Genomic DNA, 13,415 nt, shown 5'->3' on the forward strand with positions numbered 1-13,415 from the left:
AAATTACAGTGCTGCTTCGTCGGTTTCGCCGGTACGGATGCGAATAACACGTTGCAATTCAGCAACGAAAATTTTGCCATCACCAATTTTGCCGGTATAGGCCGCCTTACTGATCACGTCAATCACTTCATCCAATTGATCATCGGCAATTGCAATGTCAATTTTCACTTTGGGTAAAAAATTGACACTGTATTCAGCTCCCCGATAGAGCTCTGCGTGCCCTTTCTGGCGACCAAATCCTTTCACTTCGGTTACGGTCAGCCCCTGAATACCCACAGAGGACAAGGCTTCACGCACATCCTCCAGCTTAAATGGTTTGATAACCACGGTAACCAGCTTCATATTTGCCCCTTCTCGAATTAAGTCGAATTCATGTCTGCCACAAATGAAGTAAAGCAAAGGCTATGCCATAAGTAATGATAGATATAATTTAATGCGGAAATGGCGACGCTAGGGCAGTTAAGATACATGAGCCAGCCGTGTTGCGGCTGGATTCATGGCGTTGAATGATTTTTGTGCACCAAAATAGTGCGAGGCGCGTCACAGAAGTGCACAGCAGCATCAACGACCTATTGCACTGCCAGATTATGGTGCAGTATGGCAGCGGAATGGGCATTAACAGGGCCATTCATTGGCGATTTGGCTTAGGGAAACACTGAAAATAATGCGGGGCCGTGTAGCCCCACAGTTTATTAATTAACTCACCGCCGTTTCCACCTGATCAATGGCGGCTAAATCTTCGCTAACTAATTGCAACTGATACATTTGATAATAACGCCCATGGGCGGCCAGCAACTCTTGATGCTTACCCTGCTCCACTGCCACACCACGGTGCAACACCAATATGGTATCTGCATCAACAATGGTTGAAAGGCGGTGAGCAATCACCACCAGCGTGGTATTTTTTCGGATTAACTGCAATGCCCGCTGAATGGCTTGCTCAGTACCAGAGTCAATATTGGCAGTCGCTTCATCTAAAATCAGGATTTGCGGTGCCTGTACCAACACTCGCGCCATCGCTAGCAACTGTTTTTGCCCAACTGATAAGGTATTCCCCTGCTCACCAAGCAGGCTGTGCAATCCATCGGGTAGCGCATGGACTAAGGGGGCCAGTTGCACCGTTTCCAGCGCTTCCCACACTTGCTGTTCAGAGATATCGCGGCCTAAAGTCACATTGGCAAAAAAGGAATCAGCCAAAACTACTGGGTCCTGTTGCACCATGGCCACCCCTTGGCGCAAGGTCTGATGGGATAATGCTGACAGAGGACGACCATCCAACAGAATCTCACCATGTTGCACCGGGTAGTAGCCCATCAGCAGGTTAGCCAGCGTGCTCTTTCCGCTGCCGGTATGGCCGACCAGAGCAACAAACCCATGCGAAGGCACATCAAGGGAGATATTTTGCAGCACCATTTTATCGCTACGATAAGCAAAGCTGACATTATCCACCTGGATACGGCCACTGGTCAGAGGGCGATCATCGGTACCATATCCTTGCTGGGCGCGGTCCATCAGATCAAAAATACGTTCTCCGGCCACCACCGCTTGCTGCATGATTGACTGCTGTGATGTAAGCTCAATCAAGGGTTCATTCAAGCGCCCCAGATAATTAATGAACGCATACAGTACACCCACCCCCACTGAACCCTCTGGACTGAAACCGAACAACAGTAACAAGCCGCACAGCACCAAAGCAGAAAATAGGCTCAGCAGTGGGCGCAACAAAAACCCTTCTAAGCGCAAAGTTTGCATACGCGCCATATAGTGCGCACGGCTGGCAGACTCCATACGCTCGCCAAAACGTGCTTGCTGGCGAAACTGCTGAATGACGCCCATACCGCTGATAACTTCATTAAAACCGTCGTTAATATCAGCCAAATAAGCCCGGACTCGCCGAACCACGGGGGTGCTGTAACGTTGATAAATAGCCATAACCACCAGTACTGCTGGGAAGATGCAAATAGAGATCAGCGCCATACGCCAATCCAGACTGAACATCGCCACCAACATCGCACCAATTAATGCAGCGCTTTTCAACACGGTTGATACCACCATTACATACAAATCTTTAATGACTTCGGTATCATTTGTGACGCGAGAAATCAATTGCCCGACCGGTTGGGTATCAAACGCACTGAGAGGTTGACGCAAAGCGGCATCCATCACTTCAATACGTAGGCGCTGCACCACACCTACGGCAGCTCGGTTAAAAAGCAATGCCTGAAAATAGTGCAATGCGGCTGCCAACAATTGCAACAGCAGGTAAGCCAATGCCAACCCACTGACCAAGCCAAGAGGTAAGGTACCTTTTGCGACCACATGGTCAATAAAATAGCTTATCAAGAGTGGGCCACTGACCTCAGCGGCGGCGGCAATCCATAACATCAATACCGCCAGTCCCAACGGCTTACGATAAGGAGAGCCATAGGAGAGCAAGCGCTTAAGTGTCGGCCAAAGTTGCTGAACTTTACTCATCGGTTTTGGCCTCCGACTCACCATCATCCAATGCGGCTTCAAGTTGTTGATAACGGTACATCTCCCGATACCAACCAGATTGACTGACTAATACGTTATGTGTTCCGCGCTGCATTATGCCGCCATGTTGCATCACTAAAATTTCGCTGGCTTCGGTCAACGCAGAAAGACGGTGCGCACTGATAATCACAGTACGATGCTCACCCCATTCACGCAGATTTTTTAGAATTTCATATTCAGTCTGACCATCCACTGCGGACAATGCATCATCAAGAATCAGGATTTCAGTATCCAGCAACAGTGCGCGGGCGATGGAAATCCGCTGTTTCTGCCCACCAGATAGCATAACGCCGCGCTCCCCCACCTCAGTGTCATACCCTTGAGGAAGACGTAAAATATCTTCATGCACGCTAGCTAAACGAGCAGCCCGTTCAATTTGTGCCTGCGTGGCATCGGGTTTACCCAGTGCAATATTACCCGTAACCGAAGCAGAAAAGAGGAAGGGCGTTTGGCTGACTACGGATAAACGGCCACGCCAGTCATGCAACCTAATATCAGCCAGCGCATGCCCTTGATAACAAATCTCACCATCATCAATATCAAATTGCCGCTGAATTAATGCCAACAAGGTGCTTTTACCAGACCCGGTAGGCCCGCATAGCCCCAGCATCTGCCCTGGCGCTAATTTCAGTGCTACATCATGTAACGCAGGCTGTTCGCTACCCGGATAATAGAAATGGCGAATATTCACCGCGAGCGTGCCGCGCCCATCGGTTAACTCAATATCACCATCTTTAACAACGGGTGCTTCTTCCAGCAAACTGCGAATACGGCTGTAGGCAGCACTGCCACGTTCAACGATATTGAACATCCATGCCAAAGCCAGCATTGGCCAAATCATCAACCCCAGATACATAACAAAACTGGTAAGTTGGCCCAAGGTAATGCTGTGATTAACCACCATCCAACTGCCGCCACCAATCGCCAATAAATTCGCAATCCCGATAGCAATATAGATAGTGGGATCAAACCGGGCGTCGATACGTGCGACATACATATTCTTGGCACCGGCTTCTGCTGCTACTTGAGCAAACTGGCGTGATTGATGATCTTCCAGGCCAAAAGCTTTAATCATGCGAATACTGGTCAGGCTTTCTTGTGCCTGATTATTCAGCGTAGAAAATGCCCCTTGGGCCGATTTGAAACGTTGATGCAGTTGGTCACCGTAATATTTGATCACCACCGCCATGACGGGCATAGGTAACAATGACAACAATGTTAATTGCCAGCTAATTTGGGTGCTCATCACAATCAGTACAGCACAACCCATCACCAGCGAATCCACCAGCGTCAGCACCCCCTCACCGGCGGCAAAGACCACGCGATCGACATCATTCGTCGCACGGGCCATTAAATCGCCGGTACGGTGACGTAAATAGAAACCAGGGGCCTGGCGGCTGAGTTGACGATAAAAGTTTGACCGCAATTCCACAGCCAATTGATAAGAGGCACCAAATAATAAAACACGCCAGACATAACGCAGCAGGTAAACCACAATAGCGGTTACCAGCATCACACCAATCCATAGCAGTAACATATTGGTAGACATCTGTTTTGTGCTGATGCCATCCACAATTACCCCTACCAGCTTAGGCGGCAACAATTGTAGGATAGCGATAATAATCAGCAGCAACACCGCTCCTACGTAGCGGCGCCATTCACGGCGGAAATACCAGCCTAGTTGTACAAACAATCTCACTCAGTTTTATTCCTGGTCTGACACCGAATTACATCGGTATTTCTCGCTACACGCGATAAGGGGGTAGAATTCCCCAGTAAAGTGGTTTTTAATCCAAGTATTCACTCAGGAACAGGTAACATGGTTGTATATTTAATTTTTTCCATCGCAAAGCTCGATGTCACATCAATCAGCCCCGGAACGCCATTAACCATGCGTTTGTAAAAATTGTCGTAACTTTTCATATCGGCAACTTCAACCTGCATCAGATAGTCATATTCTCCCGCCATCCGATAGAACGCCAATACCTCAGGCATTTGCTTAGTAAATTCAACGAATTTCTGATACCAGTCACTATTATGCTGCTGAGTTTTAATCAGTACAAATGCCGTAAGCCCCAAACCTAACTTTTCGCTATCCAGCAATGCCACTCGGCCACGAATAAACCCTTCATCCTCAAGGCGTTTTAAACGTTTCCAGCAAGGTGTGGAGGTAAGATTGACGGCTTCCGCCAGTACTTGCAGTGATTGAGTACAGTCTTCTTGCAACATACAGAGGAGTTTACGGTCAGTTTTATCTAACATATCGATAAACCATAGAATAAATTTCTACCATTTGGCGATAAAGAAGGAAAAATGGCAACGTTTTTTTCTTTAATAACCGTTAATCTAGTCATCATTAGTTTACTACCTACATCGCAGGCCATGAAATGACCAACACTTGGGTAAAAAATGCTATCAGTGAAATAGAAGCTGACTTCCAACGCTCCGCTGATACTCACCTGATCCGCCTCAACCTGCCGGCTTTCCCCGGCATTTATCTCTATTTAAAAGATGAGAGTACCCATCCAACCGGTAGCCTAAAGCACCGTTTAGCCCGTTCACTGTTTCTTTATGGCTTATGTAATGGCTGGATTACAGAAGGAACAACGATAATCGAGGCATCCTCAGGAAGCACGGCAGTGTCCGAAGCCTACTTTGCCCGCCTGATTGGCCTGCCCTTTATTGCAGTTATGCCAAGTTGCACCGCCCGACGGAAAGTCGAACAGATCACATTCTACGGTGGCCGCTGCCATTTTGTTGAAAGCGCAGGGCAAATTTATGCAGCATCGGAACAACTGGCTCGTGAGCTGAATGGCCACTATATGGATCAGTTCACTTATGCTGAGCGCGCAACCGACTGGCGCGGCAATAACAACATTGCTGATAGCATCTTCCGCCAAATGGCGCGTGAGCCTTTCCCGGTACCTGACTATATCGTCATGAGTGCTGGTACTGGTGGCACATCGGCGACCTTAGGCCGCTATATCCGCTACCAAGGGCATGATACCCAACTGATGGTAGTCGACCCAGAGAACTCGGTATTTTATGACTGCTTCTGTAACCGCGACCGTACCGTTACCGGCAGTTGTGGCAGTCGCATTGAAGGGATAGGCCGCCCACGGGCTGAACCTTCGTTTATTCCAGAAGTGATCGACAGTATGTTGCGCGTACCCGATGCTGCCAGTGTTGCAACGATTCATTGGTTAGAGGGTATTTTGGGGCGCAAAGTTGGGGCATCAACCGGCACTAACGTCTGGGGCGCATTACAATTAGCCAAACAGATGCGTGAGCAAGGTAAAACAGGTGCGATTGTGACGTTGCTCTGCGACAGCGGCGAACGCTATCTTGATACCTATTACAATACCGAATGGGTCAGCAATAATATTGGTGACTTAGCGCCATTTAGTAATGAACTAAATAACCTGTAATTATCTGATAAAATTCGGTTTTCCCATCATGAATGACACAGGAAAACCGAATTTTGGAAGAAAAAAACCGGATGGTTATCCGGTTGGCTAATAGCTATCCTCAAGTCATCAGAGGGTGCAGTTAGGCAGCAAGCGAGTGATCGCACTGAGCTGATGCCAATCAGTGATTCAGGTGAGGGAACACCGTCAACACTGCTACAACTCCAAGTACCAAGGGGATAAACCTCAGAATTCGGGGGAATAGGTGAGGTGTGGTGAACTTAGCCAATGTTGCAAATAGTGAGCGACGCCTTGTTGTTCACAGCGCCCGATAACCTGTAACTGGGGTAACTCTTGCTTCAATTGCGGTAATGCATTTCCCATCACTAACCCAAGCCCAACCCGCGATAGCATCTCTTTATCATTCATTGCATCACCAAATGCCATGCAATCGGCCAGCGTTAAATTGAGACGATGGCTTAATCGTTCTAAAGCCGCCCCTTTGTTACATCCACGGGGTAACACTTCAAGGCAATCAACCGCTGAAAAACAAAAATCGGCTTCGCCGCCCATTTGCTGCTCAAGCTGGGTTTTAAGCTCGATTAACTCCTGATGTGAGGCAATAAAACAAATTTTATGGTTGCCGGTTAGAGGCAATGCACTCAGTGCCGTGAGTTGAAACTGGAAGCCACTGGTTTTATGCGCAGTCAGCAGCGCAGGGTCATTACAATCAGTAAACCAGCCATCATCACGGAAAATATGGATACTGGCGCGAGTCTGCCATGGGGTTCGTAACACAAACTCCACCAGTTCTGCCGGCAAATCCATACCGTATAATGCTTCACCCTCAACATCACACACACGGGTACCATTGCCGGTAATCAAATAACCATTAATCCCTGAATGGGATAAAATCCCTTTCATATCAATATAATGTCGACCAGTAGCAAAGGTTAGGATCATCCCGTTTTCCACTAACTGATGTAACACATTCAATGTAGCGCCACCAATTTTATGGTCGCGCATCAGTAAGGTTCCATCCATATCAAAAGCGGCTAAACGGTACATTTAAAACCTCGGAGAGAGTAAAACTGGTGGTATGAATAAAATTATGACGTACTATTTACGGAACTAATAGTGAACAATTAAATTAAACTATTCCGTATTTATAAACAGCCCGAATAGGCGTAATGGATATTATAAGTTTGAGCGTGCACAGCACTGAGAGTGCCGGATCACGTTGTAACTCATCGCCACATGAGAATGAACCGTGCAGCCCCCTAAGTCCGTTAAAAATACAGGCACTTGATGAGCTCGTCCAAGAGTTAAAATAGCCTTAATGGGATAACATCTTAATTATGCGCATTATTCACCGACTAACCCAATATCAGCGCTTGTACCAAAAGTTCGGCGATCAACCGGCGGCTACCACCGTCAGTGAACTGGCAGGCCTACTATTTTGCAGTGAGCGACATGCCCGCACTCTGATTCAACAGCTACAAGCGAATGACTGGCTCAGTTGGCATTCACAAGTTGGCCGAGGAAAACGAGCACAACTGCAATGCCTGAAAAAACCTGATGCACTGCGCGCAACCTACCTGCAATTATTCCTTGAGCAAGGTGACCATCAGGCCGCTCTCGCACTCGCCCAACTGGAACCTGAACGCCTTCAAGCCTTACTAAACCCTCACATGGGTGGGCAATGGCAGGCCGATAGCCCAATACTGCGAATCCCTTATTACCGGGAGCTTGAGCCGTTAAACCCGATGACTGTTAGTGGCCGGGCAGAGCAGCATCTGATTTATACTTTACACGCAGGCCTGACCCGATTTAACACTGGGGACCCACTACCAAAACCGGATCTGGCTCATCACTGGCAAGTCAGCGATGATGGTTTAACCTGGCAATTCTTCTTGCGCAGCCAATTACGTTGGCATAACGGGGGACATATTCGCAGCGAACAGTTGTTGCAAACGCTGGCACTGCTGCGGGCAAATCCGCGCAACCAACCAAGTTTTGCTAATATCACCACAATTACCCTGCCCCATGCTTTATGCCTGCAATTTACGCTGCTGCATCCTGATTACTGGCTGGCACATCGGCTGGCAGATTTACCCTGCAAGTTGTTTCACCCCGACGCCCCGCTTCTGGGGGCAGGCCCATTTAAGTTAGCGACGTTCAACCCACATCTGGTTCGGCTGGTGCAGCACGAATTTTATCATTTGCAGCATCCTTATCTGGAAATCATCGAATACTGGATAACCCCAAGCCTTGTCGTGCAGTCCGCCGACGGGAGCTGCCAACATCCGGTACGTATCACGATTGGACAGGAGGATGAGTTTCCTTTAGCCCGCCCCGTTCAGCGCAGTATGAGCCTCGGTTTTTGCTATCTGGCTATTAATCGACATCTCAATAATCTTACTCCCCAGCAAATAGCCAAATTGCTGATGCTAGTGCAAACCTCCGGGATATTAGAAGAGCTGTCAATTCGCCGTGGTGTGATAACCCCCAGTCATGAAATGCTGCCTGGCTGGCCTATCCCCCAGTTTACATCCGATGAAAATCCACCATTGCCTGCCCATCTGATACTGACCTATCAACCGCCGATGGAGCTTGAGAGCGTTGCCGAACAACTAAAAACAGTATTGGCAACCCATGGTTGCACATTAGAAATCCGCGCCAGTCGCAATAAGCAGTGGAAAGATACTCACCAAATTGAAGAGGCAGACTTATTATTAGCAGACCATTTAGTCGGAGAATCACCTGAAGCTGCGATGGAAAGCTGGCTCCAACTTGATCCGCTGTGGCGAGGAATTCTTTCCCCAGAACAATTGGAACAGCAACAAAAAACACTGATCCAAATTCAGCAAACTGAACTTGCTGCTGAACGTTTCCGCCAATTACGGGAATATTACAATGATCTGATGCTGACAGGGCTGATTCTCCCGTTATTCAATTATCAATATCAGGTCAATGCCCCGCCACGGATTAAAGGTGTTACCCTAACCGCATATGGCTGGTTTGACTTCAATCAGGCATGGCTACCACCGGCGACCAATTGACAACCAAACGCAGGTTACTACCCTTTCGTCCGTGAACTGAGTAACATACTGCCAGTTCTTAATTTTGCTGTGGGCTGGATCTTTCAACGCCCACTGCCGTACGAGGTCACAGCATGAAACGCGCCGTCGTTGTCTTTAGTGGTGGGCAAGACTCCACTACCTGTTTAATTCAAGCATTACAACAATATGATGAAGTCCACTGCATTACATTCGATTACGGACAGCGCCACCGCGCAGAAATAGATGTTGCTCGCGCCCTTGCCTCGCAGCTTGGTGCTAAAGCGCACAAAGTGCTGGATGTTGGCATGCTCAATGAGTTAGCGGTGAGCAGCCTGACCAGAGACAGTATCCCTATTCCTTCTTTTGATGAAGAAGATGCCGATACGGTTCCCAGTACGTTTGTCCCCGGCCGTAATATTCTATTCCTGACCTTAGCCGCAATTTATGCTTATCAGGTGCAAGCTCAGACGGTTATCACCGGTGTTTGTGAAACCGACTTCTCCGGCTACCCTGATTGCCGCGATGAGTTCGTAAAGGCACTTAATCATGCAATCGACTTAGGTATTGGCCGAGATATCGCTTTCGTTACCCCTTTAATGTGGCTGGATAAAGCAGAAACCTGGGCACTGGCTGATTATTATCAGCAATTGGAGCGTGTTCGCCATGACACCCTAACTTGCTACAATGGGATTCAAGGCGATGGTTGCGGCCAATGTGCTGCCTGCCATTTACGAGCCAAAGGGTTGGCGCTCTATCTTGCTAATAAACCAAAAGTGTTATTAAGCTTGAAACAAAAAACCGGGCTAATTTGATTATTGTTCACTCCGATAGCTACCATAATCGATTCATTGCCCTGTTCTTATAACGGCCTCGCTCATCAGAGCGAGGTATATCGTTACCACTGGATGTTTTACCAAAAATACTGACGAGGTATACCTCCTCAGCAACTGTTCCGGCTATTCTGTAATACCTCGATTGACAAACTCTTCCAGTTTTTCGCGCAGTTCACCCTCAATGGGCAATGCCCTCTGACTACGCAGATCTATACAGGCAAACGTCAGTTCCGCATCCGCCACCAGAATGGATTCGGGCTCTAGCTTGACAGTCTGTTTCATCACACCACTTTTGCCGTTTAGCTTTAATAACTGGCTATCAATTCGTAGCAAATCACCCAATACCGCAGGCCGACGGTAATTAATATTGATATTAACTACGATAAAAGCAATTTGGTTTTCAGCCATCCATTGTGCTGCTGGCTCCCCATCAAGCCATTCCCAACGCGCTTCTTCGAGAAACTCTAAGTAGCGGGCATTATTAACATGTTGGAAAACATCAATATGGAAACCCCGGACTTTAATATGAGTATGCATGACAGCGAGCTTCTCCAGACAGTGAATAAAAGTTATGTACCTTCGGCAGTCGAATGGTGTTGGCAAGAGGGTACCAACACAACTGGTACGACCTCACAGCAAGATTAGCAGAGGAAAATTACTTCATCGTATGCTTGCTATGTAATCTAGAGCGAAATCACAGTTTCCTACTACTGTAGGGGCTTACATTATGAAAAGATGGTTATTGTTTGTGGTAAAAATAGCCAGACAAATACCCACAGATATCTGCCTGACCACAGTGCTTATCCATCACAAACTAAAGTTACATTTTAAGCTTGGTATTGTTCCTCTCTAAGAATGAAGGGCCAATACCTGGGACTTCGAGTAACTGTTCAGTATCAGTGAAAGGGCCGAACTGCTCGCGATAACTAACGATGGCCTCTGCCTTCTTCCTGCCAATTCCGCTCAGGAACTGCGCCAACTGCTCAGCAGTAGCACTATTTATATTAATCTGGCTTGCGCTGCCTGTTGGGGTGCCAGCAGCGGTTGCCGCCGCCGTACTCACCTGCCCTTGATTCTTCTCTGCCACTTTGGCTGGCGGAGAGCCTGCTTTTACCTGACTATTTATCGGGGTATGACTTCGGGAGTTGAGGGTTTTATCCTGAGTGTTACTGGTGGGGCTTCCTGGAGCCGCAAAGGCTATCTGCTGGATAGACAGACCTGCGAATAATGCTGTTATAACAAATAATTTTCCTATGAATTTCATGCTGTATCCTCCTTGTGTTTGACAGCATGGCTACCTTGCCGCAACCTCCGATTCATCGCAAAGGGCAGATTTCAGATATGCGAAAGGCCGCCAAAGCGACCTTTCGTTGTTACATCGAGTTGCAGATGTATGCGAGGCTAATTGCGATTATGGGGCGTTATTGCGGCTGCTGTTGCTCCGCCGGCCCCATCTTAATGGTCGCCTGTTTGTGCAGGTTCGCCATCAATGCATCAAAAGTCACACCGCTAGCTCCTTCCAGCATTTTAGCGGTAAAGACCTTCATTTCGCCTTCCGGCAATTTACCCGGTGTGACTGATAACAGTTCGATCAGTACGATGTTGTCCTGGCGATCCTGAGATAAGCCATAAACTGGCTGTTCTTTTTGCGGGTGAGCCAAGGCAAAGATAGTCTGGACTAATTGATCGTCATCTGGTGCACGCGACACCGCTTTCTTCTCACCAAAAGTGATACCAGCAGCCTTCATTGCGTCTTCGCCTTTGCCCTGCTTCAGGGCAGTCAGCAGCTTTTCACCATCAACACGTGCCAATTGTTCTGCTTTCTGACGTTTCACCAATTCAGCAACCTGATCACGTACTTGGTCAAATGGCTGAATACCTTCTGGTTTATGAGCATCGATACGGATAACGAAGGCACGGTCACCATCAACTGTGATTACATCTGAATTGCTACCCGGTGCGCCATTCTCACCGACCAGGCCACCATCAAAGATTGCCTGTACAACTGGTTTGAAGTTAACCTCGGCAGGTACGGCATCACGAGTAAACCAACCGGTTTGCTTAGCTTTAGCGCCTGCGGCTTCTTCTGCGGAGGCCAGGGATTCGTTATCACTGGTAGCCGCTTCACTGACCTTTTGCTGTAACGCGTAATAAGCGTCAACGGCTTTTTCCTGCTTAACTTGTTTTGCCAGCGCATCATGCACTTCAGACAAAGGTTTAACCTGGGCAGGTTTGATGTCATTTAAGCGAACAATCAAATAACCTACCGAGGATTTAACCACATCAGACAGTTGGCCTTTTTCGTTCAGATTTGCTTGTTTCAGTTCATCAGCCGTGGTGTCTGGTTCCAACCAACCCAGTTCACCACCATTTTTGCGGGAAATGATATCGGTAGATTTCTCTTTTGCCATCGCGGCAAAATCGGCACCTTTTTTCAACTCATCCAACGCTGTTTTGGCTTCAGCTTCAGTCTTGAACTGAATCACACTGTAGTTACGTTGTTCCGGTTGGGTATAGCTGCTTTTATGCAGTTCATAGTACGCAGCAATATCTTCCTCGGTGAGCGTGATTTTGTCCTGCATCGCGGCAGCATCCATCACGATGAAACTGACTTTCATCTGTTCCGGTGCAATGAAGCTATTTTTATTCTGGTCGTAGTACGCTTTCAGCTCTTCATCAGTTACTTTTTGCTGTGCCTGAAGGGCTTTGAGGTCAATGGTCGCCAGGCGAACTTCACGCTGCTGCAAAATCAGCTCTGACATCGCCTGTGCTTCGACAGGCAGAACAAAGCCTGTATCACCGAATGCTTGCAGCAATTGTTGATTAATGAGCTGCTGACGCTGTAATTGCGCGAATTGGTCAGGGGTGTAGCCCATCCGGTTAACCAGTTCGAGATATTTGTTGTTATCAAACTTATTATCAGTCTGGAAATAAGGTGCCTGACGGATGGCATCTTTAACTTGTTCGTCACTGGCAGTCAGGCCCAGTTTTTTGGCGTACTGGTCAAGTAACATGTTGTTGACCAACTGCCCCAACACCTGCTGACGTAATTGCAGCATATAGCCTTCATTTGCGGCCAGTGCTGAGAATTGTTCACCTAATTGCTGCTGCAAGCGGCCACGCTCACTCTGTACAGCCTGTTCTAACTGAGCACGACTAATTTCTTGGCCATTAACTTTGGCTGCAAAGTCGTTGGAACCGCCAATCAGATAGCTGCCAACCCCGGTCAGGATAAAGGACAACATGATCAAGGCCAGAATGATTTTGAGCACGACGTTATTAGCAGCCGCGCGTAAATTGTCCATCATAATGTGACAATACTCCGCTGTAATATGGATTAAAACTGTTGCGCAGGTCTAAATAAACCCAGCATTCCTTGCGACAGCCCTTCGTGCTGCTGCGCGTTAAACTGCTTACTCTGTTTGCTACTAACCAATATTGGTTACTGCCTATTTTTGCTCTAAACGGGCCGCTGATATTCTCTCATCAGACTAACATTTTACACCCGTTCAGCGCTCAGTCAGTTCAACTACCTAAGCGAAAAAAAAGCGCATCATTAACGATGCGCCTTGTATCTT

General features: G+C 47.8%; 11 protein-coding genes. 3 read left to right on the forward strand and 8 right to left on the reverse strand.

Going from position 1 to position 13,415, the window contains the following annotated elements; genetic code table 11:
- Positions 1 to 3 precede the first annotated feature (3 nt).
- The 4 genes from glnK to A6J67_RS20675 all read right to left on the reverse strand — a co-directional run bounded on the left by glnK (position 4) and on the right by A6J67_RS20675 (position 4,797).
- Positions 4 to 342: a P-II family nitrogen regulator gene (gene glnK, locus A6J67_RS20660; protein WP_002208627.1), complete on the reverse strand. Its 339-nt coding sequence runs from the start codon at positions 340 to 342 to the stop codon at positions 4 to 6.
- A gap of 354 nt (positions 343 to 696) precedes the next feature.
- Positions 697 to 2,475, reverse strand: a complete 1,779-nt coding sequence (locus A6J67_RS20665; RefSeq protein ID WP_032905601.1) for a SmdB family multidrug efflux ABC transporter permease/ATP-binding protein — start codon at positions 2,473 to 2,475, stop codon at positions 697 to 699.
- Positions 2,468 to 4,234, reverse strand: coding sequence for a SmdA family multidrug ABC transporter permease/ATP-binding protein (locus A6J67_RS20670; protein WP_032905600.1), 1,767 nt, complete (start codon positions 4,232 to 4,234; stop codon positions 2,468 to 2,470). Before A6J67_RS20670 ends, A6J67_RS20665 begins: the two co-directional genes overlap by 8 nt.
- A 101-nt stretch (positions 4,235 to 4,335) precedes the next feature.
- A complete protein-coding gene (locus A6J67_RS20675) occupies positions 4,336 to 4,797 on the reverse strand; it encodes an Lrp/AsnC family transcriptional regulator (protein WP_005182239.1) in 462 nt (153 codons plus the stop codon).
- Between the two features lie 125 nt (positions 4,798 to 4,922).
- Between A6J67_RS20675 and A6J67_RS20680 the strand changes: the two genes are divergently transcribed.
- On the forward strand, positions 4,923 to 5,963 hold the full coding sequence (locus A6J67_RS20680; protein WP_005182236.1) for a PLP-dependent cysteine synthase family protein: 1,041 nt from the start codon (positions 4,923 to 4,925) through the stop codon (positions 5,961 to 5,963).
- Between the two features lie 225 nt (positions 5,964 to 6,188).
- Here A6J67_RS20680 and cof read toward each other — a convergent pair whose 3' ends face one another.
- A complete protein-coding gene (gene cof / locus A6J67_RS20685) occupies positions 6,189 to 7,010 on the reverse strand; it encodes an HMP-PP phosphatase (RefSeq protein WP_080608413.1) in 822 nt (273 codons plus the stop codon).
- A 290-nt stretch (positions 7,011 to 7,300) separates the two neighbouring features.
- Here cof and A6J67_RS20690 point away from each other — a divergent pair, with 290 nt between their 5' ends.
- On the forward strand, positions 7,301 to 9,004 hold the full coding sequence (locus A6J67_RS20690) for an SgrR family transcriptional regulator (protein WP_080608414.1): 1,704 nt from the start codon (positions 7,301 to 7,303) through the stop codon (positions 9,002 to 9,004).
- A 113-nt stretch (positions 9,005 to 9,117) separates the two neighbouring features.
- Positions 9,118 to 9,816 (forward strand): 7-cyano-7-deazaguanine synthase QueC, encoded by a 699-nt coding sequence (queC, locus tag A6J67_RS20695; RefSeq protein ID WP_050297418.1) that lies wholly within the window; start codon positions 9,118 to 9,120, stop codon positions 9,814 to 9,816.
- 144 nt (positions 9,817 to 9,960) lie between these two features.
- Here queC and A6J67_RS20700 read toward each other — a convergent pair whose 3' ends face one another.
- The 3 genes from A6J67_RS20700 to ppiD form a co-directional block, all read right to left on the reverse strand.
- Positions 9,961 to 10,374 carry an acyl-CoA thioesterase gene (locus A6J67_RS20700; RefSeq protein ID WP_005182215.1) on the reverse strand — a complete coding sequence of 138 codons (414 nt, stop codon included), beginning with the start codon at positions 10,372 to 10,374 and terminating at the stop codon, positions 9,961 to 9,963.
- A 283-nt stretch (positions 10,375 to 10,657) separates the two neighbouring features.
- Complete coding sequence (locus A6J67_RS20705; protein WP_005182211.1) at positions 10,658 to 11,101, reverse strand: ComEA family DNA-binding protein; 444 nt, start codon at positions 11,099 to 11,101, stop codon at positions 10,658 to 10,660.
- Between the two features lie 157 nt (positions 11,102 to 11,258).
- Complete coding sequence (ppiD, locus tag A6J67_RS20710; protein WP_042569280.1) at positions 11,259 to 13,145, reverse strand: peptidylprolyl isomerase; 1,887 nt, start codon at positions 13,143 to 13,145, stop codon at positions 11,259 to 11,261.
- Positions 13,146 to 13,415 lie beyond the last annotated feature (270 nt).

The organism is Yersinia sp. FDAARGOS_228 (assembly GCF_002073315.2).
In the GTDB taxonomy this organism is placed as follows: domain Bacteria; phylum Pseudomonadota; class Gammaproteobacteria; order Enterobacterales; family Enterobacteriaceae; genus Yersinia; species Yersinia intermedia.

Excerpts from the sequence above, each read along its gene's own strand:
- glnK (WP_002208627.1), bottom strand. The coding sequence starts at position 342 with ATGAAGCTGGTTACCGTGGTTATCAAACCATTTAAGCTGGAGGATGTG.
- A6J67_RS20665 (WP_032905601.1), bottom strand. The coding sequence starts at position 2,475 with ATGAGTAAAGTTCAGCAACTTTGGCCGACACTTAAGCGCTTGCTCTCC.
- A6J67_RS20675 (WP_005182239.1), bottom strand. The coding sequence starts at position 4,797 with ATGTTAGATAAAACTGACCGTAAACTCCTCTGTATGTTGCAAGAAGAC.
- A6J67_RS20680 (WP_005182236.1), top strand. The coding sequence starts at position 4,923 with ATGACCAACACTTGGGTAAAAAATGCTATCAGTGAAATAGAAGCTGAC.
- cof (WP_080608413.1), bottom strand. The coding sequence starts at position 7,010 with ATGTACCGTTTAGCCGCTTTTGATATGGATGGAACCTTACTGATGCGC.
- A6J67_RS20690 (WP_080608414.1), top strand. The coding sequence starts at position 7,301 with ATGCGCATTATTCACCGACTAACCCAATATCAGCGCTTGTACCAAAAG.
- queC (WP_050297418.1), top strand. The coding sequence starts at position 9,118 with ATGAAACGCGCCGTCGTTGTCTTTAGTGGTGGGCAAGACTCCACTACC.
- A6J67_RS20700 (WP_005182215.1), bottom strand. The coding sequence starts at position 10,374 with ATGCATACTCATATTAAAGTCCGGGGTTTCCATATTGATGTTTTCCAA.
- A6J67_RS20705 (WP_005182211.1), bottom strand. The coding sequence starts at position 11,101 with ATGAAATTCATAGGAAAATTATTTGTTATAACAGCATTATTCGCAGGT.
- ppiD (WP_042569280.1), bottom strand. The coding sequence starts at position 13,145 with ATGATGGACAATTTACGCGCGGCTGCTAATAACGTCGTGCTCAAAATC.